Below are 22,834 nucleotides of genomic sequence, written 5' to 3' on the forward strand. Positions count from 1 at the left end.
ATGATGATTAATAACTTTTTCTTTTCCAATCCAATTGAGTGTAGGCATAAATTATTTTGTTAATTTCTTTTAGCTTCAAATTTATCAAATAATGTTTAAGGAAATAAGAAAAATACATTTAAGTTCATTAAATTTTTTTTCACCTTCAATAAAATATTCCTTAACAAGCTTCCGTTAAATATACAAACAGCCTACACAAAAATTCAGTGCATATGTAATTACAAAATTACCCTTAACAAACACAAACAAATAAACACCATGTGTTTATTATATCAGCAAGGGTAAAATGGAAAACAGTAATTACAATACAAGCTGCGAAAATAACCGTAACAATTCGTGCACTAACCTTCACGATTATTCAACGTTCTTTCACGAAAGCAACATCTCATCTGCAAATATTGTTGTAATAAGATAAATACAATTTGTAAATTATTTTTAATGAAATTAAAATACTTTAGATAGCGCACATTAATACATAGCGACAGGCGCAAACAGCGTACTACAAAAGAAATGGAAATTACCTTCCCATTCACGACAGGCAATTTACCCGAAGCAAACATACTTGCTGTATATTAAATTATGATTATCTTTATAATGTTAAACTAAAAAAAATACACATATGATAGATATGATGAATGAAGAAGTGATCAAGGCTATTTTTGAGCATATTCCTCTTGAAATTTCAGTGATTGACGCCAATGATGAGGTGATAGGATGGAATAAAAATGAAGGACGACTTTTTAAAAGACCACTTACGTCGATGGGATTGAACTTCAGGGAGTGTCATCCTCAAACCAGTCTCGATAAAGTGGAAAAAATTGTATCGGAGATGAAAGCCGGTACCCGCAAAAAAGCCAGCTTTTGGATTGATCTGAAAGTGAAGGAAGGAGAGAAGCTTCATAAAATACTTATAGAATTTTTCGCCCTGCATTCTCCCGAAGGTAAATACCTGGGGTGCCTGGAATGCGTTCAGGATGTAGAAGACATCATGCATCTTGAAGGACAAAAACGTCTGCTTGATTAACGCATAATATTTGTCATCTTCAATTTATTTTGAAAATAGTTAAAGGTTAATGGTTGTAGAGGCTAGTCAAGTCAATGGTCATAGAGTTATAGTATAAATTCCATCAACATATTACTTATACCCAAGCGAGTTGCCTTTAACCAAAAACTGATTACAAAGTTTCAATTTTATATTTTCCATTTGCTATAAAAGGTCAAATATGAAAAAATAAAAAGCCTCAAAGTGTTAGTATTTGAGGCTTTCTATTTTTATTGATTTTGTTCTTGTGGAGTTGGAGGGAGTCGAACCCTCGTCCAAACAAGCAGCCAAAGGGCTTTCTACATGCTTAGCTTTATATTGGTTTTCGAAAATATGCAGGAATAAAGCGGTCCAACATATTTCTTATCTTCTGAGGTTTTCGTCCTGCCGCCGAAGCTTCAGCCGTCTTATCTCAACATTTGCGATGCTTCACTCGAGACACCGTTGAGCGAGGTTTCTCGGGAAACAGCATGGGCTTAATTTCTAAAATTAAGCAGCCATTGCGTAATTGTAATCGTTGCCATTTATGTGGCGTGAGAATTTATTTCACGGGCAATATTCACAACACCCGACATGCTTACACTTCAACTCGACCTGCTGTCAAATCCGGTCAACCCCTTTTGAAATGTGGTGCAAAGATACGAAAATTTGAGGTGAATGCGACTAAAAAATTTATAAATTAAATAGGGCAGTTTTTATTAATTAATTATTGTCGAATAAATTATAACATTAAACAAAAATAATATTAGTATTTGTCGTAAAAAAATTGATTTTTTTTTAACTTTCTTCTTATCTTTACAAGATTATTCATAAAAAATAGATATCATGAAGAAGATTTATCTCTTAACCGTATTTTTATTTTCTATTTTATTTAGTTCGATTGTTTTTGCTGAAACCGAACCAAATAATACTCCCGAAGAAGCCAATATAATTGCGCTAAATGGAACTCAAACAGGAACCTTAGGCTCCTCCGACAACCAAGACTGGTTTAAATTTACCCTTATTACCGAAGGTGCTATTACGTTTAATGCAGTTACTGATGGAACATTGCAGGTAAATAATTTAATGATTTACGATCAAAATGGAACAAGTGTAATTGCTACTGGTACCTATGGTGTTACGGCAAATGTTACCTATAACAACCTTTTGCCGGGTATTTATTATTTAAAAGTCCCGTTATGGTCATTAAATGGAAGCTATTCCCTTACCAATACTTTTACACCGGCAGGATATCCTAACGATGCCGAACCGAACGATCTTCCTAAGCAAGCTATATTAATTCAACCTACCGACTCGCTTACCGGAAGACTGGCATATTTCGGAAATAATTATACCGATTTAACCGATTGGTACAAAGTGGTTATACCCGAAGATGGTAAAATAGATTTTCATGTTGTAGGAGAAAGCACCTTGCAAGTGGATAACCTGAAGATATATGACATTGATACCACAACGATAATTGCAACGGGATCCTATGGCGTAAACGCATACGTTACCCATAACAACTTAATGCCCGGAACATATTTTCTAAAAGTTCCGAAATGGTCAGGATACGGGTCATATTACATTACATCAAAATTTACAAAAGCCGATTTGCTTATAGAAGTTGAAAATAACGATTCGGCAGAAGTTGCGAACACTATATTTTTTAATGATTCTATTACTGCTCATATTGGGTATACACAAGGTTCTTATACCGATAAAGAAGATTGGTATAAATTTACTATTCCATTAGATGGTAAAATGGATATTAAAGTAGTTTGTACTACTCCTTTACAGGTTAATAATTTAATTATTTACGATGTTGATGCAACAAAACAAATAGCAAGTGGAAGCTATGGTGCAACAGCGAGTGTTTCCCATAACAACTTAATGCCGGGAACTTATTATATTAAAGTACCTCTTTGGTCTAACTATGGTTCGTATTCGCTTACCACTAAATTTACACCTGCAGCATACGATGTAGAAGTTGAACCCAACGATTCGGCAAAAAATGCATTAATCCTAAATGTAAACGATTCGGCAACGGCACATATGGGGTATTACACGAATAATTATACCGACTTAACAGATTGGTATAAATTTACCATTCCGCAAGATGGGAAAATTGAAGTTTCTGTTAAATGTACTAGTACATTACAAGTAAATAATTTGTTAATATTTGATACCGATACAACAAAACAAATTGCAAGTGGAACCTATGGCGTTACTGCTGCTGTTGCATATAATAATTTACTTCCGGGTACTTACTTCTTAAAAGTGCCATTCTGGAGTGGTTATGGTTCATATTATGTTGTTACTAAATTTACAGCAGCTGTTTATCCGAATGACAAAGAGCCCAACGATTCGGCTAAATATGCGTTAACATTAAATGTAAACGATTCGGTAACGGCACATCTGGGCTATTATGGCCATAATTACACCGATTTAACGGATTGGTATAAATTTACCATTCCACAAGACGGCAAAATGGAAGTGTCTGTTAAATGTACCAGCACATTACAAGTAAATAATTTATTAATATTTGATACCGATACAACAAAGCAAATTGCAAGCGGAACCTATGGTGTTAACGCTGCTGTTGCATATAATAATTTACTTCCGGGTACTTACTTCTTAAAAGTGCCATTTTGGAGTGGTTATGGTTCATATTATGTTGTTACTAAGTTTACTCCAAACCCATACCCAGTCGATAATTTAAATAATGATATAATAAAAACGGCTATTGTAATATCGGAAAACGATACGATAAATGGTCATTTAGGTTATTATGGAAGTAATTATACCGATTTAATTGACTTTTGGAAAATTATCCCTAGTTATTCCGGATTATTACAAATTAAAGTCAAAACAGATGGATTATTGCAAGTTAATAACTTACGTATTTTTGCAGCCGATAGCACGCAATTAGCTAGTGGTTCTTATGGTATAAATGCAACTGTATCTACACAAGTTAAAAAAGACTTAACGTATTATGTTTGCATACCTCGTTATACTAGTTACGGAGGATATGGTATGTCCGATACGATACTCCCGGCTCCTAAAGCTAATTTTACCTATTTCCAAAACTTATATTATTGTAGTTTTGAAGATAGCTCGTTAAATGCCACATCCATAAAATGGGATTTTGGTGATAATTCATTTTCCACATTAGCCAATCCGAGTCATACGTATGCCACTCCTGGTGTTTTTGATGCGAAAGTTATTGCATATAACTCAGTAAGCTCCGATACCGCAGTTAAGCAGATTACTATAAAAGGGATACAGTCGGTTATTTCTAATAAAGCCGGAAACAACGGGAAAGTTTCGTTTTATGTTTATGGCGGCGGATTAACTACCAACACCATTGTAAAACTAAGCAAAACAGGGAACGCCGATTTAGTTGCCGATACCGTAGTAAAAACGACAGCCGGTAGTGTTAAAGCAAGTTTTACTTTTGCTAATGTAACTCCCGGTTTATGGAATGTTGTTGTAGAAGTACCTGGCGATTCTACATTTACCTTAGTAGATGGGTTCACTATTGAAGATACACGCCCTGCCGATTTTTGGGTTAATGTAACAGGAAGAGATAAAATATTATTTAATCGTTGGCAATCCTATACTATCAATTATGGTAATTCAGGCAATGTGGATGCTGTTTCAGCTCCTTTCTGTTTTATTGTTTCCGATATTGTAGGCCTAGAACTTCAGTTTCAAACAAAAAAAATTGGTTTACCTGCCGAAACAGATTCTATTTGGGAAACCATTAAAGATTCTATTAAACCTTATTTCTTAATAGATACGCTCGATGGGAAACCTTTTAAAGCAAGAGTATATCCGTTGTTTTTGTCGAATGTACCGGCCAACTCTTCGGGAAGTATTATAGTTAGAATAAAATCGCCGGCCGATTTTAAAATGAAGACATGGATAAACGATAATTATTTCGATACTACCCGAATCTCTGAATACGATAAATGTATAATGTGGGCACAAGCCAGCGCATTAGCAAATGGATTAGTTAATTTAATTGGAACACAGGTTCCCGGGGTACAGTGCGTGGCATCTATTTCTCAAACATTATATGGTTTAGCGTACGATGAAAATTCATTAGGTTCTGCCTTATATTCGTTAACGCGTTCTGCATTGGCTTGTGTTTGGGATATTGGGAGCGAAATACCAATTATTAAAGCATATGAATTAGCCTATAATATATATGCACTTGCTTCCGATATTTACGATAACTATTCAGCAGTTCAAGAATGCGAAAAGTTTAAAAAGAAAAAACCAGACGAAGATTCTGTAAAAGCAGTAGCTTCTTTCGACCCGAATGAAATAATAGGACCAAACGGTTTTGGCGATGAAAGGTTTAATAGAAATAAAGAAGATTACAACTATCGTATTTATTTCGAAAACAAAGCCGATGCAACAGCTCCAGCTCAAGAGGTTTTTGTATTCGACACACTAAACAAAACTAAATATGATCTAACGCATTTTAGTATAGGTCCGGTTAATTTTGGAGATACTACTATTTATCCGATGGAAGGCTTACAGGAATATACTGTTGATGTAGATTTGCGTCCCGAAAAGGTCTTAATTGTTCGTATAAATGCCAAATTAGATACCGCTACTGGCGTGGTCGCTTGGTCATATACTTCTTTAGATCCATTAACTATGGATTTAACAGAAGATCCAATGGGCGGATTCTTACCTCCAAATGTGCTTTCACCCGAAGGGGAAGGATATGTTTCGTTCTCGTGCCGTTTAAAAGAGAATTTAACAAATGGCACTGAAATAGCCAATAGAGCTTCTATTATCTTCGACTTAAATGCACCAATTCTAACGAATACATGGGTTAATACACTCGATTTAAATGCCCCCGAAAGCTCGGTAAACTTATTAGATCCGGTTATTACCGATACTGTATTTACTGTTAGTTGGACAGGTTCCGATGCCGAGAGTGGAGTTCGTGAATATACCATCTATTATCAGGAAGATAATGGTTCTGTTACGAAACTTATATCGAATACACATTTAACTACAACCCTTTTTAAAGGACAATATGGAAAAACATACAGCTTTTATTCTGTAGCTGTTGATAAAGTTGGCAACGAAGAAGAAATAGCTGCTACACCCGATGCGGTTACTTTACTAGTTGATAATAGTTCGGTAAACGAGATTGAAAATGTTACGGCTATTCGTGTTTTCCCAAACCCGATAAAAGAAAGTGTGAATATTGAATTTGATGTTAAAAACCCACAATCTTTAACAATAGAGGTAATGGATATCTATGGAAAAAAAGTAAAAACGTTTGAATATAATATATTGAATAGTGGAAGTCAGCTATTCACCTTAGATTTAGGAGATTTAACATCGGGTATTTATATGCTTAATTTGGTAGGAGATGCAAAACAACACTTCCAATCAAAATATAAAATTATAAAACAATAAATCACAATAATAAAAAAGAGAGGCTGAATACTTACATTCAGCCTCTCTTTTTTTAAGCAGAAACCCGTTTAAATTGTTATACCAATTGTAAATTTAAAATAGTCCAACGGATATTTTAAATTTTTACAATGGTAATGCCGATGACATAGATGTTATAGTACAATTTATTGGACTATTACATATATGCTTTCGGTATTAAACACATTCCGCTAAAATTATTTTCCTAAAGGTTGTGCAAACATAGTTACGTCTTTTTCGCTAATGGTTTTATTACATAAAATAGATAAACGTTCAACTACGTTTCTTAATTCGCGTATGTTTCCTGTCCATTGTATTTTTTGCAGCGCGGTGTACGCATCTTTGGTAAATGTCATTAATGGTTTTCCCTGAGTTTGACAAATTTCTTTTAAAAAATAATTAGCCAACAAAGGAATATCGGAAGCTCTTTCGTTTAAAGAGGGGACATGAATTAATATGACACTTAGTCGATGATATAAATCTTCGCGAAACGTTCCTTTTTTAATTTCTTCGGGAACATTTTTATTCGTAGCTGCAATAACTCTTACATCTACAGGAATTTCTTTTTCACCTCCAACACGCATAATTTTATTTTCTTGTAACGCGCGCAATACTTTCGATTGGGCCGAAAGACTCATGTCGCCTATTTCGTCGAGGAAAAGGGTTCCGCCATGGGCTTGTTCAAAATTGCCTTTCCGTTGTTTTATAGCCGATGTAAAAGAACCTTTTTCATGTCCGAACAATTCGCTTTCTATTAATTCTGCTGGTATTGCAGCGCAATTCACTTCAACAAAAGCACCTGCTGAGCGATTGCTTTTTTCGTGAAGCCAGCGGGCAACCAATTCTTTGCCTGTTCCATTTTCGCCGGTAATCAGTACACGTGCATCGGTTGGTGCAACACGTTCGATCATTTCTTTAATCTGCATGATAGCGGGCGATTCGCCAACCATATCCCATGTTTTGCTTATTTTTTTCTTCAGCACTTTTGTCTCGTTTACCAAATGCCCTTTGTCCATTGCATTTCGGACAGTGATAAGCAAACGGTTTAAGTCAAGAGGTTTTGAAATATAATCGAAAGCGCCTTTCTTTATGGCTTCTACAGCGGTTTCGATATTCCCGTGACCGGAGATCATTACCACAGGAGTATCGCAAAGTTTATTAATATTTTCAAGCACTTCAATTCCATCCATTCGAGGCATTTTAATATCGCATAAGATAACGTCATACTGGTTTTTCTTTACCATTTCAATACCTTCGTTGCCTTCGGCTGCCTCGTCTACCAAAAATTTTTCGTATTCAAGTATATCGCGTAAAGAATTGCGTATGCTTTTTTCATCGTCTATCACCAGTATTTTTGCCATAAAGAAAAATTATTTGTTCCCACAAAGATAAGAAAAAGAGAAATTATAAGTAAGCTTATTTGGATTAATGAAATAATTTAATGGCAATATTTTGTTATCGCCTCTGATGCCTCAGTACAACCTAACTTCATTGATTTTTCCCAGTCCTTACATGCACCGGAAGTATCTTTAAGATTTAGCTTCGACATTCCGCTGAAATAATAACAACTGTAATCGTCAGGTTTCAGTTTCAAAGAATAATTAAAATCGTTAATAGCATCTTTAAAATCATTTTTTAAATATCTGATTTCTCCTCTGTCTCTGTAATACTCAGCTTTGTAGGGGGTAAGAAGAATTGCATTATTCACATCATTAATCGCTCCTTTAAGATCGCCGGTATTGGCTTTAAGCGATGCCCTGTTATTGAAAGCTTCAGCAAATTCAGGATTTAACTTTATTGCTTTATCATAATCGAGCATGGCTGATTTCTTATCGCCAAGCAAAACATGTACTATGCCTCTGTTGTTATATGCCTTTGCCATTGCAGGATCAAGCATTACAGCATGATTATAATCATCCAGCGCACCTTTATAATCACCCATATCACTTCGTACATTGCCTCTGTCTATAAGCCCGAAAACAAAGTCAGGCTTTAGTTCCAATGCTTTTGTGAAATCCTGAAGCGAGCCTTGTAAATCACCTTTGGCTTTTTTTGCCTGACCTCTTATCCAGTATGCGTGAAAGATATTGGGATTCTTTTTTATCACATCAGTAAAAAGAACATCTCCATCTTTCCATACTTTAATGCGGGCATATGTTTGAAATGAAAACATTATTATGAAAACACAAAACAAGGTAATGATGGTATTTTTTACCTGCTTTTTTTTAATATTTATAATTGATTGTACAGCGATAAAAAATAAACCGATGTAAGAAACATACGTATATCGGTCTGCTGTAATGGCGCTTCCTACATGAACAATTTGCAACATAACAGAAATGGTGATAAGAAAAAAGAAAATGCCAAATATTATTTCCTTTAGCTTGGAACGGTTTCGAATCACTAACCATACGATAATAAGCAGGAATGGGAGGGAGGCATAATAAGCCCATGTTAATGAACCATTCTGAGAGTTGGAAAAATAATACATAGCTGATAGGTTGAAAGGCGCTACCATTTTTATTATGTAAAAAGCAATAGCATAAGAGCAAAGGAAAATTCTTTCAATGAAACCATTTGGTAAAGGAATGTCGGCGTTTGTTTCAATTGTTAGTTGCGACATTATTGCTATTATTCCAAATAGCAGCGCGAGAATAAAGAAAGGAACCTTTTCAAGCAATAATTTTGCATTGATCTTTCTCCCTTTATAAAAATCGATAGCTATTAAAAGAACAGGTAATGTTACTGCCGCCGATTTTGAAAGAAGTGAAAAAATAAAAAGCAATACCGCCCCGATATAAAACTTTGCCTTCTTAAATTCAAGGTAACGCAAGTATAACATCAGTGAAAGCAAATAGAAAGTGGTATACAATAAATCTTTTCGCTCCGATATCCATGCTACGGATTCTACATGCATGGGATGAATGGCAAACAATAATGAAACTAAAATTCCGGTTATTTTTTTTCCGCTGAGTCGTTCGGCAAGTATAAAAACGAGCCAGGTGTTCAGCAAGTGCAATGCTACATTTAGTATATGAAAAGGCAATGGATTTAATCCAAAACATTTGAATTCGATCAAATAAGTAAGCGTTGTTAAGGGATGATAGTTGCTAAAATAAAATGAAGAAAAAATAGCTTTTATTCTGTTTATACTGAAATCCCTGATAAAAGGGTTTTCCTGAATATAATAGTTATCGTCCCATGTTGCGAATCCATTAAATATTGCTTTTCTATAGATCAAAGCAGTGAATACCAAAATGAACAAAGGAGCCCATTTTAAAATGCCATTTGAAGAATATTCTTTATTTAAAGGTATTCTTTGTGAAGCGCTCTGTTTATTTTGTTTTATATTTTTCTTTTGTATCCCGGACATTTTTCCTGGGTTTACGTTAGTTTCATCTTTTCTAAAAATGGTCAATACTATTCAGGTATAACTATACTTTTAACCTTTATATGTTATCCATTTCCAAAGTTCCTGGTAGTTCACTTTTTTACCATACATCAAAATTCCTGTTCTGTATATTTTCCCTGCGAGCCATGTGCAGAAAAGGAATCCGAGAATTAACATGGAGTAGGATAGAACCTGGTCGAGAATGGGAACTCCGAAAGGAATACGAATCATCATGATTATAGGTGAAGTAAAAGGAATTATCGAAAGCCAGAAAGCTACAGGTCCATTAGGATTGTTAATCACAAAATTACTCATGAGTAAAGCGAATACCAGCGGGATTGTTATGGGTAACATGAATTGTTGTGTGTCCGCTTCGCTGTCAACAGCAGAGCCAACAGCAGCAAATAATGCGGCATACAGCAAATATCCGAATAAGAAATAAAAAATAAATGCCATGATCATAACTCCAAAATTTATTGTAGATAAGGCTTTGAGAAAATCACGCATTCCCTCATTCTTGTAATGATTGGCATTTAATTCATTTGCCTGTTCGTGAGAAATTATTTTACTATTTCCAATTAATGGGTTTTCGGTTTTATTCAATTTGAAAGTTTCAGGATATGCACTTTGAACAACAGTATAAATCCCGAAAGTGAGAACTATCCATAGCAGGAATTGTGTAAGCCCAACCAATGCAATGCCGATAATTTTTCCCAACATAAGCTGAAAAGGTTTTACTGATGAAATGATTACTTCAATAATGCGGCTTGTTTTTTCTTCAATTACGCCACGCATAACTTGTGTTCCGAAAAGAAAAATAAACATGTAAATCATAATGCCAGCAAACATTCCCAGTGCAGTGCTTACTTCAGTGCTGCTTTTTTCTTCAAAACCATTGCCCGAAAATTTGAAAAGATTCAGGTCAATATTTGTATTTATTGATTCGATGACTTCTTTACTGATACCGGAAGTTTTCAGATTTATTGCTTCCATTTCTTTTTTCAGAACGGTTTCGATATATGATTTTACCGTAATACTGGGCTGACTTTTCTGATAATATAAAATTCCGGTTGATGGTTTTGAAACGAATTCTTCAGGTAAATACAAAACTGCATAATAACTGCTTGACTCGAGCGAATCCAAAACCTGGTCTTTTGTTTCGTTCAGGTATTCAAATTTAATATTATCGGTATCAGCAAATCGTTTATAAAATATTCCGCTATCATCAACTACTGCTATAGTTTTTAATTCGTCCGACATCTGCGCTATATAAACCGGCACAATCATCATGGCTGCCATTAATATTGGACCGAGAATGGTCATGATAATAAATGAGCGTTTTTTTACTCTTGATAAATATTCGCGGCTGATAATTATTGGAATTTTATTCATTGTTTATACTATTTGATTGTTCGATTGATAAATTGCTTGATGGCTGAAATTGTTAAATTGTTGCATTGTTGTTAAATGGTTAGATATTCATTATCTTTCCAATTAAACAATTGAATAGTTAAACAATTAATCAGTTTTGAAATCACCTTCAACCTGCGATATAAAAATATCATTCATGCTAGGTATGATTTCGTGAAATGACAGTATTTGTGCAAATGGCAGAATGGAATGTATCAGCTCGTTCTGGGATATTCCTTTGTTGGTTTTGATTTTTATCCTGGTGATCTCTCCTTCCGGTTTTTCTTCTATCAGCTTGAATTTGCCATTCATTATGGTTTCCAGGTTACCTGAAAAGTTTTCAAGTTCGAATTCGTAAATATCAGTTTTGAATTGTTTGCGAATATCTTTCACACTTCCGTCTAATATCTTTTTTGATTTATTGATAAGAGCAATATCGTCGCATAGCTCTTCAACAGAAGCCATATTATGAGTAGAGAAAATAATTGTAGCGCCGTTTTTTCTTAGCGTAAGGATTTCATCTCTCAGTAAATTCACATTAATAGGGTCAAATCCACTGAATGGTTCATCAAATATCAATAGTTTGGGTTCATGAAGTATGGTAACAATGAACTGAACTTTTTGCTGCATACCTTTGGAAAGCTCTTCAACCTTGCGATTCCACCATGCCTGGATCTCGAATTTTTCAAACCAGTATTTCAGTTTTGTTAATGCGTCTCTTTTTGAAAGACCTTTTAATTGAGCCAGGTATAAAGCCTGTTCACCTACTTTCATTTTCTTGTATAAGCCTCGTTCTTCAGGAAGATACCCGATTTGTTCAACGTGTTTCGAATTTAATTTCTCGCCGTTAAAGAATATTTCCCCTTCATCAGGACCCGTGATCTGGTTGATAATTCGGATAAGCGTGGTTTTTCCTGCGCCATTCGGGCCAAGTAAACCAAAAATACTTTGTAGCGGAACGGAAATACCTACCTTGTCGAGAGCAGTATGATTGGCAAACCGCTTACTAACATTTACTGCTTGAAAAATATCCATTCTGATTTTTATTTATTGCGAAATTAAAAAAAATCATAATACATGTTCCTAAATAAAAAACGCTACCGGTTTCCCTGTAGCGCTATTTCTATATTAATTAAACAATTTGATCATTTAACTCATTTGTCAATTAAATACTATAATTCCCAACTATTCATGCTTAAACATTTCTCTCATGCGTTCAAAGAAATTCTTGTCCTTATGCCCGGGAGTGGGTTTAAAATTAGGTGAATTCTGAAGTTTCTCCAGCATGGCTTTTTCTTCTTTAGTTAAATTTTGCGGAGTCCATACATTAATGTTTACAAGCAAATCGCCTCGTGAATAAGAGTTCAGTGAAGGCAACCCTTTTCCTTTCAATCGTAATACTTTTCCTGCTTGTGTACCTGCCTCAATTTTAACCCGTGCTTTGCCTTCAACAGTAGGGACTTCAATAGTGGTACCTAATGCTGCTTCGGGAATAGTGATGTAATGTTCATATAACAGGTTGTCGCCATCGCGTATCAGTTCAGGGTGTTCAGCTTCTTCAATAACAACTATCAGGTCGCCGGGGACACCACCGCGGGCTGCAGCATTTCCTTTTCCGCTAACCGAAAGCTGCATGCCTTCAGCAACACCTGCAGGGATATTTAATGATATGATTTCTTCGCCTTTAACAATACCGTTTCCAAAGCAGGTATTGCATTTATTGGTAATGGTATGTCCTTCGCCACCGCATTGAGGACAGGCAGATGCGGTCTGCATCTGGCCAAGGAAAGTATTGGTTACTCTTGTAACCTGTCCGGTTCCCCTGCAAGTAGAACATGTGGAATACGATGAACCGCCTTTAGCACCGGTTCCACTACAATCGGAACAGCTTATATATTTATTTACTTTTATCTTTTTTTCAACGCCTTTAAGAATATCTTCAAGGGTGAGTTTTACTTTGACGCGCAAATTTGTTCCTCTGTTAACCCTGCGTCCGCCACGTCCACCACGTGAACTGAAACCTCCTCCTCCGAACATATCGCCGAAAATATCACCGAAATGGCTGAAAATATCATCCATATTCATGCCTGCACCGCTGAATCCTGCGCCATTTCCAAGTCCTGCATGTCCAAACTGATCGTATTTCTGTCTTTTTTCGGGATTGCTTAAAACTTCGTATGCCTCGGCAGCTTCTTTAAATTTTTCTTCAGCGGCTTTATTTCCTGGGTTTTTATCGGGATGGTATTTTAAGGCCATCTGCCGGTATGCTTTTTTAAGTTCGGCTTCGCCGGCATTCTTAGTAACACCCAGTATTTCGTAATAATCTCTTTTCGTTGTCATTTTAATGTTTTTTGTAGCTTTATTCAGCTACTATTACTTTAGCATAACGTATTACTTTTCCATTCAGAAGGTATCCTTTTTCAACCACATCTACTACTTTGCCTTTCTGTTCATCGTTTTCAGAAGGAATGGTGGTAACCGCTTCATGAAAATCGGTATTGAATGATTCGCCTAATGTTTTAATATCTTCTATTCCTTTTTGTGTAAGGATATTTTTGAATTTAAGATAAATCAGGTTGATACCTTCGAGTGAAGAATTATCAGGCTGGTCTTTCATTGAAGTAATAGCGCGTTCCAGGTCGTCAATAACAGGTAATAATGTTTTAATGATATCTTCTGATGCTGTTTTAATCAGGTCAATTCTTTCTTTAAGTGTACGTTTCCTGTAATTATCAAATTCAGAATATAAGCGAAGAAACCGGTCGTTTAACTCTGCATATTTTTCTTCGGGAGTTGCTTCTTTTTTTTCTGGTTCTTTATTATTTTCTTCGGTCAACTGTTCCGTATTTTCTTGTGCCTGATTGTCAGATACGGGTTTTTCTTCTATCGCTTCGATATTTTCTTTTTCTGAAATTTCTTCTTTATTCCCTTTCTTCTTATTCATTTTCAGCATGTTTTTTATATTGATACATATTTTTTCGGAAAATTCCCGACTGAAATAACAAATAACCTGCCAATGGATTATGGCTGGTCATTTTGTCATTGCAAAAGTAATATTTTAATTATGAATTTTTACTTTTCGAGAAGCTCGTTAAGTTTTGCTTCCAGGTCTTTTCCCCTTAGATTTTTTGCAAGAACAACACCGTTCTTGTCGATTAAGAAATTAGAAGGAATAAGAGTTATTCCATAATTAAGGGCAGCTTCGTTACTCCAGAATTTCAGATCGCTTACATGGTATGGCCATTTAAGGCTGTCTTTCGCAATGGCATTTTTCCAGGCGGTTTTATCTTTATCAAGCGAGACGCTGAATACAGTAAACCCTTTACATTTCACTTTTTTGAATTTCTCATCTTTGAATTTTTTGTATGCAGCAACAACAGTAGGGTTTTCACGGCGGCAGGGTCCACACCATGATGCCCAGAAATCAACAAGTATCAATTTGTTTTTTATAGAAAAAAGAGAAACCATCGAATCGTTTGGATTTTTCATGCTGATGTTTGGAACGGTGTCGCCAACATTAATATCTTTTTTCATAAGTTCCCTGTTATCGGGAGTATTGAATGCATATAGACTAAAAACTATTGCCAGTACTATTAATGACGAGAAGAAAAATATACGTTTCATCTGTTTAAATTTTAAGTTTTTATAGTTACTCGCTCACACTTCCGATATTCATCGGAGCGCAACACGGGCTTGCTCGTGAATATCCATGCTTAATTTTTTACTACACTTATTTTAATAATTCTGTTTGGTGTAAATTTTTCATTTGCATGGATATTTCATAAAATTATTTTTTGCAAATATACGAAGAATCATGCCTGATTTATGCGATACGTTTAATATTTGCACCCAATGCTCTCAGGCGTTCATCAATATGCTGATAACCCCGGTCTATCTGTTCGATATTGTGAATAATGCTTTTGCCTTCGGCTGATAGTGCAGCAATAAGCAGTGATACTCCAGCACGTATGTCAGGCGATACCATGCTGATGCCCCGAAGCGGGAATTGCCTGTTAAGTCCAATGACTGTTGCACGGTGTGGGTCGCAGAGGATGATTTGTGCGCCCATGTCGATTAATTTATCAACGAAAAACAAACGGCTTTCAAACATTTTCTGATGTATCAATACGCTGCCTTTGGCTTGTGTGGCAACAACCAGTACTACACTTAACAGGTCGGGGGTAAAGCCCGGCCAGATAGCATCGGCAATGGTCAGGATGGAGCCATCAATAAAAGTTTCTATTTCATATTGTTTTTGTGATGGAATATAAATATCATCATTTCTGCGTTCGAATTTTATTCCTAGTTTTTTGAAAACATCAGGAATAACGCCAAGTTCATCGTATGCTGTATTTTTTATGGTGATCTCCGATTTTGTCATGGCTGCCAGTCCTATGAAACTTCCTATTTCAATCATATCGGGAAGTAGCCTGTGTTCTGTACCTCCAAGATAATCAACACCGCCAATAGTAATTAAATTAGAACCGATACCTGAAATTTTTGCACCCATGCGGTTAAGCATTTTGCAGAGCTGTTGCAGGTAAGGCTCGCAGGCTGCATTATAAATAGTAGTTACTCCTTCAGCCATAACTGCTGCCATCACTATGTTTGCAGTTCCTGTAACCGAAGCTTCGTCGAGCAGCATATAAGCTCCCTTAAGTTTTTTAGCTTCTACTTCAAAAAAATCTTCTCCTTGTTTAAATTTCAATTCGGCGCCTAATTTCTGCAAACCGATGAAATGTGTATCAATACGGCGGCGCCCGATTTTGTCGCCACCGGGTTTTGGAATAAATCCTTTGCCAAACCTTGCAAGCAGCGGACCTAAAATCATCACTGAGCCGCGCAGACTTGTTGCCTGTTTTATGAAATCATCGCTCATCATGTAATCGAGATTGATGTCATCAGCCTGGAAAGAATATGTATCGTTGTTTATTTTTTTTGTTTTTACACCAAGCGAAGCAAGGAGTTCAATAAGCTTATTGATGTCGCGAATATCGGGAATGTTGCTGATGGTAACTTTTTCGGGAGTTAACAGCGTAGCGCAGATTACCTGTAATGCTTCGTTTTTTGCACCCTGCGGAATAATTTCCCCTTTTAGTTTATGTCCGCCAATAACTTCAAATGAACTCATATCAGATAAGTTTGAAATTCGTTGCAAGATAAGAAAAATCTTTGTGAAAAAAAGTTAAGAAATTAGAAGTTTACAAGTCGATAAGTTGAAAAGTTAACAAGTTGACAAGCTTTGCCCTTTTGCTTCCGATAGAAAGAAATTAATAAAATCAGAAATTTAGTCTGCCGCAGCGAAGCAATTGAACAAACGAATAATCGAGCGACAGAACATCAAACGACAAACAAAGAACTTACTGATTACTGTTTCCCGAATTGTTATTATTCTGCTGGTTATTTGATTGATTGTTTTGCTGATTATTTGATGGATTATTCTGTTGGTTGCTTTGTTGTTGGTTGCTTTGATGATGTTGCTGGTTGCGGTTTTTCTGGTAATTGTTTGAGAAATTTTTTCGGTTGCTATCTCTTTTAGGATTTTGCTGCTGACTTTTATAATTGTCGCGGCGTTTGCTAACAGCAAGAATATCGCGGGTATTGTTGAGTCTCATTTCTTCTTTCAGTTTCAATTTCCCTTCTGAAAGCATTTCAAGGTGTTGCAGTATCACTTCATCATCAACCGATTCGCGATTCCAGTTGAGATACGACTTTTTCATATGATTGGCTATGGCAATAGTAAGTGCATCTTTCTGCGGCCCATCCTCTTTCTCAACAATTTTTTTAATAATCTTTTCAATATTCTTTCCGTAATGCTTAAACGAAATATTATATGAAGGGTAAGAAATTTTTTCGGGTTTTGCATCGATGCTTTCCTGTGATGGTATAGGAAATGGCGAATCAACATCGAGTTTAAAATTCGACAGGATGAAAAGATGATCCCATAATTTATGTTTGAATTCATTGTTGTCGCGCATTTGCGGGTTAAGCTGCGACATTACACTAACAATAGCTTTGGCTAATTTGTTGCGTTTTTCGCGGTCTTCAACGCTAACGGCATACTCGATCATTTTTTTTATGTTGCGTCCGTATTCTTTAATTGGCAACTGTTCGCGGGTGGTATTATACTCCATGAATATAAAATTTGGAAAGATAAATTAATAATAAAAGAAATGTAAAAATTAGGTTATAAATAAAATTGTAGTTGTAATACGATGCAAATATACAAAAAAATTAAAAACAAATTTTTAATGTTTAATTGTTAAATGATATGAAGTCGTTTCTATCGCTGGATAGATAATTTTAATAAATAATTTTGCAACCTGATAAAATATAGTCCATCCGGAATCTGGCTAATATTAAGCGTTACATCAGTTTCTGCTGAAACTATTTCTTTATTGAGAATAATTTCGCCTTTGGCATTTATAAATTCAATTATGATTTTTTTGTTTCTTAATTCATTGGGGATACTAATATTTACAAGCCTTGTGGCTGGATTAGGAAAAACAGAAATAACGCTGTTTTGAAATTCATTAATTCCCGATGTGTCAGGTTTAGAAATTATATGAACTACTGCACTGGCTATTGTAGAACCAATTAATTCGCCTGTTTGTGCCACAGGAGTAACCTCAAATTTAATCCACTTATTCAAATCAGAAGGCTGAACAATATAAGTATTACCGGTGCCGGAAACTACGCTATTTACCAACCATTTAAAAGTTGAAACTCCTTCGGAGTCATTATCTGCATCGGTGTAAGTGTAATTAAGTTTTAAGGTATCGCCTATGTAACCATATCCTGAAGCTGGAGCAGTAGTTCCTGAAATATACAACTCTAAAGCTACCGGAACAGAATTAGATGAGCAAATAGTATTTACCAATATTGTAGCTGCTGCCACTATTGTAGCAGGACTATACATAGTTGGGGTAATGTTTATCTGAGGTAAAGTCACATTTGTAACGATAGTATTCACAGGAGTAGAACTTACCCCTGCATCTGTTCCATCACAAACTTCTACAGTCGAATCAGCTTTAACAAGATAAACAGAGCCATTGTATTGACCAGTTGAAATATACCCGCCGTCACTTGACTTGCTTACTGAATAAAGCCACTGTCCTGTAGTCGACTCAATATTTTCACTGAAAATAATGTTGCCGTTTGAGTCAATTTTGGTTATTAGATTATAAAAACCAGAATTGTAACCAGCAATAATAAAGTCATTTCCAGCAATATCTACTGAGTAACCAGCAGACTGTTTGTCATTACAGCCAATGCTTCTAGTCCACAAAGTATCCCCAACGGAATTAGTCCTTACTGCGTAAATACTTCTTCCAGTTGAAGAAAAACTTTCTGAATACCCCACAGCAATAAATCCGCCATCAGGAGTTTCTTTAACAAAAATTCCGAACTCCAAAGAGGTTCCTCCGTATGTTTTTGCCCAAACTTCATTGCCATTGGCATCGAGTTTTAAAAGCAAAAGGTCAGTGCTAGTTGATGGATTATACCAATCTGCACAAACTATGAAACCACCATCAGAAGTCTTCTTAAGAGTAACATAGGTAGGGCCATCACTATTTCCTCCAAACAAAATCGGAGTAACTAAATTGCCATCAGCATCAAACTTAACAACAAAAAGTGCATCATAAACTGTACTGAAAGCAAAAGTCATACCAGTAGCAATGCAACCACCATCAGCTGTAACTTCAATGGAATAACATTCAGTTGAATTCATACTCGTTCCATCTCCATAAAAGGATCTAGACCAAATTAAGGTTCCATTTGATGCATCTATCTTTAAAACATAAGCTGCATCTATTCCTTTTGAGATGAAAGTAAAAGTAATCCCGCCAACAAACAGATATTGCCCATCTGTTGATAAAGTCATGGTCATTCCCTGTTCTGTGCCACTTCCACCATAAGTGAAATGCCACATTGGATTGCCCCATTTGTCCATTTTAGCGACAAAGAAGTCGCCATTCATTGTACCCATAACGGCATAATTACCGTCAGGTAATTGTAGAACGCTTCTACCTTCTCCGTTAGTACCGTAATACTTCTGGAAGGTATTTTGTGCTTGAGTGTTCTGGGTCAATAGGCAACCGAGAACAACAAACACAATTCTTAAAAAATTAAGAAAGTTTTTCATTTTGTTGTCCTCTTGAGTTTTCTTGTTTGTAATTTTTTTTCAAAGATAGTTTTAAAATGAATAATAATGACAATGGCTTTAGTCCTTAATAATATATGAAATAATGTAAAAAATTTGCTGCGCTTTTCTGCGTTTTTTTCTGCGATAATCTGCGAGAAATATTATTCAAGAATTTTAAGTTTTGCAAATTTCAGAAGTAATTGCTTTTGCCCGATATTCTCGAAAAATACAATAGCTTTTTTATCTACTGCATTTCCTTCAATGCTGATAACTTTACCATTACCGAATTTGGCGTGTTCCACCTGCATGCCCACTTGAAGTTTTTCGGTAATATTTTCAGTAAATTCAATATTAATAGCGGTTTTAGGTTTTGCTTTTTCAATAGGTACAAAATTCTTTTTTACTGAAATGCCCGGTTGTGTTGGTTTTGGGCTGAATATTTTTTGTTTGCTGCCGGTGTCGAAAATGAATTCGTCGGTTTGTACTGTTTTTCGTTTTGGAAAATCAATATAGTTTGGATTCAATTCTTCAATAAAGCGGCTGGGTTCGCAAAAGTTCAGGTTGCCCCATTTGTAGCGGGTTTCAGAGTATGATACTGTGGCTCTTTTCATGGCACGTGTTAAAGCCACATAAAATAACCTGCGCTCTTCTTCAAGTTCTGTGCGGGTTCCGAGCGACTGCATTGAAGGGAAAAGATTTTCTTCCACACCTACAATATAAACATGAGGAAATTCAAGACCTTTGGCAGCATGTATGGTCATCAGTGAAACATAATCGCTGTCGTCTTTCTTGTCGGGATCTTCAGCATCAGTGAGCAGCGAAATATCCTGGATATATTCTGCAAGCAATTTCTGTGGAGCTTCATTGTTCTCTGCTTCTTCCGTTTCGCTGAATGCTTTTATACCATTCAATAGCTCTTCAATGTTTTGCTGACGGCCAATACCTTCAATAGTTGTGTCTTCACTTAAATCCTTCAATAGCCCCGAAGAGCGGACAATATGATCGGCAACACTCCATGCATTTTTTGATTTAGCCATGGCTGCAAAACTTTTTATCATATTGGCAAAATCTGCAATTTTTTCGCCCGCACTTCCGAACCCATACGATTTAATATTATCTACAATTTCCCAGGGTGATTTATTATTCTTATCGGCTTCAACCATTATTTTTTCCTGGGTGGTTTTTCCTATTTTCCTGTTAGGATAATTTATGATACGCCATAAAGCCTCTTCATCATTATGATTTAAAGAAAGCCTGAAGTAGGCTATCAAATCTTTTATTTCTTTGCGCTTGTAAAAAGACAAGCCTCCGAAAATTTTATAAGGTATGTTCAGTTTACGTAATGCTTCTTCCATTGCACGGCTTTGCGCATTGGTACGATAAAGCACGGCAAAAGAAGAATTCATAAGTTGTTGCTGCATTTTTTGTTCAAAGATGGAACGGGCTACAAGTTGTCCTTCTTCATTATCTGTAGTGGCTTTAAGCAGTTGTATCTTTTCACCGTCATCATTATCAGTCCAGATTTCTTTAAAAATTTGCTCCTTATTATTAACGATGATACTATTTGCAGCGTTCACGATATTTTTTGTGGAGCGGTAGTTTTGTTCCAGCTTGAACACTTTCATGTCAGGATAATCATTCTTCAGGTTCAGGATATTCTTGATATTGGCCCCACGGAACGCATATATACTTTGAGCATCATCACCCACCACGCAAATATTTTCGTTATTAGCGGCGAGTTTTTTTACAATAAGGTATTGGGCATAATTGGTATCCTGGTATTCATCAACAAGGATGTATTTGAATTGTTGCTGGTATTTATAGAGGACTTCAGGGAAATCGCGAAGCAGGATATTCATTTTAAAAAGCAAATCGTCGAAATCCATTGCTGATGCACGCATCAGACGCTGGTCGTATAATGAATATATTTCGCCCATTCGTGGTTTTCCCGACATCCTGTCTTGTTGCTGTATTTCGGAATTATCGTTGTATTCGCGCGATGAAATCAAATTGGTCTTTGCTCCTGATATACGCGACATCACATAATTTGGCTGGTATGTTTTATCATCCAGTTCATTTTCTTTGATGATTTGTTTTATTAAAGTTTTCGAATCATCGGTATCGTAAATGGTGAAATTATTGGGATAGCCAAGCCTGTGTCCTTCAATGCGCAGGATGCGGGCAAATATGGAATGGAATGTTCCCATCCACACATTTTTTGCATCGGCAAATCCAACAATTTTTATAATGCGTTCTTTCATTTCGCGGGCAGCCTTGTTAGTAAAGGTGAGTGCGAGAATTTGAAACGGGTCAGCTCCAATATTTAAAAGGTATGCAACTCGATAAGTAAGCACGCGAGTTTTACCGGAACCGGCGCCTGCAATAACCATCACAGGACCATCGGTACAAAGCACTGCCTCGCGTTGCGCGTCATTCAGGTCTTTCAGAAAATCAGCCACAATAAAAAATTTTTGATTTTCAAAATTACTTGAAATTATTGGATTGAATTGAAGTGTTGAAAAGTTTTTAATTTTATAGAAGTTGACAAGTTGATAAGTAGACAAGTAGACAAGGGAAAAAGAGTTCAGTCCGCCAAGGCGGATAAGAATGCATATAAGAAGTCTGAATTAATTTTAAAATTTGTTTAGGGGGTTAAGACATTAAACTTTTAACAAATGAAATTGATAGACTATTTGGTAATTATAATTAAACACCAAATATTTAATAGTATTTTTAAATTATCATCGTTGAGTATAATCAACTGATGTTACGCAAAATCATTATTTGTGTCGAAACAACATTATTTTATTATTATTATTATGTCCAGTTAGGGACAACAGCTTGGTAAAGAAAAGTACAACTGACTTCTTATTGTACCGTAGGTACTAAACTTTCAAGACTATATAGCTTTCAAGCACGCTCAGTTAATTGGGTTGTGCCTATCTGCCTCGTCGTCAAGACGGGCAGCACACAACTTCATAGTGGTTATATATTTTACCAAGCGGTTATGCCTACCTGCCTCGTCAGTTAGGCGGGCGGCATATACTCTTAAAATCCTTATTAATTAAAGTTTTTAAAATTTTATTTTGGGTTTTGCGTAACATCAATAATTATTATAAGGTGTCATTTTTATTCATTTCAATAAACAAAAAACTTTAGTCGTAAGTTTAATTTTTAGGATTCTTCTGTAATCCTTATCAGTCATGCTTTCGGTTAATTTTTTTTCGATTACCTTATCTATATGAACATTGATTACGTATTAGAATTTTTTTGATTTTTAGAATTTGAATTTTACAATTTATAAATTGGGACCAAAAAAGAAAAAATACGAATGAAGTTTATTCATAGAGCCTGTTTAAATTTTTTTCAAAAGAATTTTTATAGCAGCAATTTTAACCAT

General features: G+C 35.7%; 13 protein-coding genes and 1 other RNA gene. 2 read left to right on the top strand and 12 right to left on the bottom strand.

Features of this window, described 5'->3' with window-relative positions; all coding sequences use genetic code 11:
- The first annotated feature begins 619 nt into the window (after positions 1-619).
- Entirely contained in the window at positions 620-1,024 is a 405-nt protein-coding gene (locus PKK00_13275) for a PAS domain-containing protein (protein ID HNW99372.1), read from the top strand.
- A gap of 263 nt (positions 1,025-1,287) precedes the next feature.
- On the opposite strand, the gene ssrA is transcribed toward PKK00_13275, so the two are convergent.
- Positions 1,288-1,660, bottom strand: a transfer-messenger RNA (tmRNA) gene (gene ssrA, locus PKK00_13280).
- Between the two features lie 207 nt (positions 1,661-1,867).
- On the opposite strand from ssrA, the gene PKK00_13285 reads away from it, so the two are divergent.
- Positions 1,868-6,469 (top strand): T9SS type A sorting domain-containing protein, encoded by a 4,602-nt coding sequence (locus tag PKK00_13285; GenBank protein HNW99373.1) that lies wholly within the window; start codon positions 1,868-1,870, stop codon positions 6,467-6,469.
- A 215-nt stretch (positions 6,470-6,684) separates the two neighbouring features.
- Here the strand turns inward: PKK00_13285 and PKK00_13290 are convergent, their stop codons facing one another.
- The 11 genes from PKK00_13290 to PKK00_13340 all read right to left on the bottom strand — a co-directional run bounded on the left by PKK00_13290 (position 6,685) and on the right by PKK00_13340 (position 21,893).
- Positions 6,685-7,848: a sigma-54 dependent transcriptional regulator gene (locus tag PKK00_13290; protein HNW99374.1), complete on the bottom strand. Its 1,164-nt coding sequence runs from the start codon at positions 7,846-7,848 to the stop codon at positions 6,685-6,687.
- A 77-nt stretch (positions 7,849-7,925) separates the two neighbouring features.
- On the bottom strand, positions 7,926-9,860 hold the full coding sequence (locus PKK00_13295; GenBank protein HNW99375.1) for a tetratricopeptide repeat protein: 1,935 nt from the start codon (positions 9,858-9,860) through the stop codon (positions 7,926-7,928).
- 69 nt (positions 9,861-9,929) lie between these two features.
- On the bottom strand, positions 9,930-11,270 hold the full coding sequence (locus PKK00_13300) for an ABC transporter permease (GenBank protein ID HNW99376.1): 1,341 nt from the start codon (positions 11,268-11,270) through the stop codon (positions 9,930-9,932).
- A gap of 126 nt (positions 11,271-11,396) precedes the next feature.
- Positions 11,397-12,323 (bottom strand): ATP-binding cassette domain-containing protein, encoded by a 927-nt coding sequence (locus tag PKK00_13305; protein ID HNW99377.1) that lies wholly within the window; start codon positions 12,321-12,323, stop codon positions 11,397-11,399.
- Between the two features lie 150 nt (positions 12,324-12,473).
- Positions 12,474-13,628 (bottom strand): molecular chaperone DnaJ, encoded by a 1,155-nt coding sequence (dnaJ, locus tag PKK00_13310; GenBank protein ID HNW99378.1) that lies wholly within the window; start codon positions 13,626-13,628, stop codon positions 12,474-12,476.
- A 19-nt stretch (positions 13,629-13,647) separates the two neighbouring features.
- Positions 13,648-14,232 (bottom strand): nucleotide exchange factor GrpE, encoded by a 585-nt coding sequence (locus tag PKK00_13315; GenBank protein HNW99379.1) that lies wholly within the window; start codon positions 14,230-14,232, stop codon positions 13,648-13,650.
- Positions 14,233-14,360: 128 nt separating this feature from the next.
- Positions 14,361-14,912 carry a redoxin family protein gene (locus tag PKK00_13320; protein ID HNW99380.1) on the bottom strand — a complete coding sequence of 184 codons (552 nt, stop codon included), beginning with the start codon at positions 14,910-14,912 and terminating at the stop codon, positions 14,361-14,363.
- Between the two features lie 199 nt (positions 14,913-15,111).
- Complete coding sequence (gene murA, locus PKK00_13325; GenBank protein HNW99381.1) at positions 15,112-16,419, bottom strand: UDP-N-acetylglucosamine 1-carboxyvinyltransferase; 1,308 nt, start codon at positions 16,417-16,419, stop codon at positions 15,112-15,114.
- Positions 16,420-16,648: 229 nt separating this feature from the next.
- Positions 16,649-17,422 (bottom strand): DUF4290 domain-containing protein, encoded by a 774-nt coding sequence (locus PKK00_13330; protein ID HNW99382.1) that lies wholly within the window; start codon positions 17,420-17,422, stop codon positions 16,649-16,651.
- Between the two features lie 149 nt (positions 17,423-17,571).
- Positions 17,572-19,434, bottom strand: a complete 1,863-nt coding sequence (locus tag PKK00_13335) for a T9SS type A sorting domain-containing protein (GenBank protein HNW99383.1) — start codon at positions 19,432-19,434, stop codon at positions 17,572-17,574.
- A 161-nt stretch (positions 19,435-19,595) separates the two neighbouring features.
- Positions 19,596-21,893, bottom strand: coding sequence for a UvrD-helicase domain-containing protein (locus PKK00_13340; GenBank protein HNW99384.1), 2,298 nt, complete (start codon positions 21,891-21,893; stop codon positions 19,596-19,598).
- Positions 21,894-22,834: the final 941 nt, after the last annotated feature.

Source organism: Bacteroidales bacterium, assembly GCA_035353855.1.
In the GTDB taxonomy this organism is placed as follows: Bacteria; Bacteroidota; Bacteroidia; order Bacteroidales; family CG2-30-32-10; genus DAOQAK01.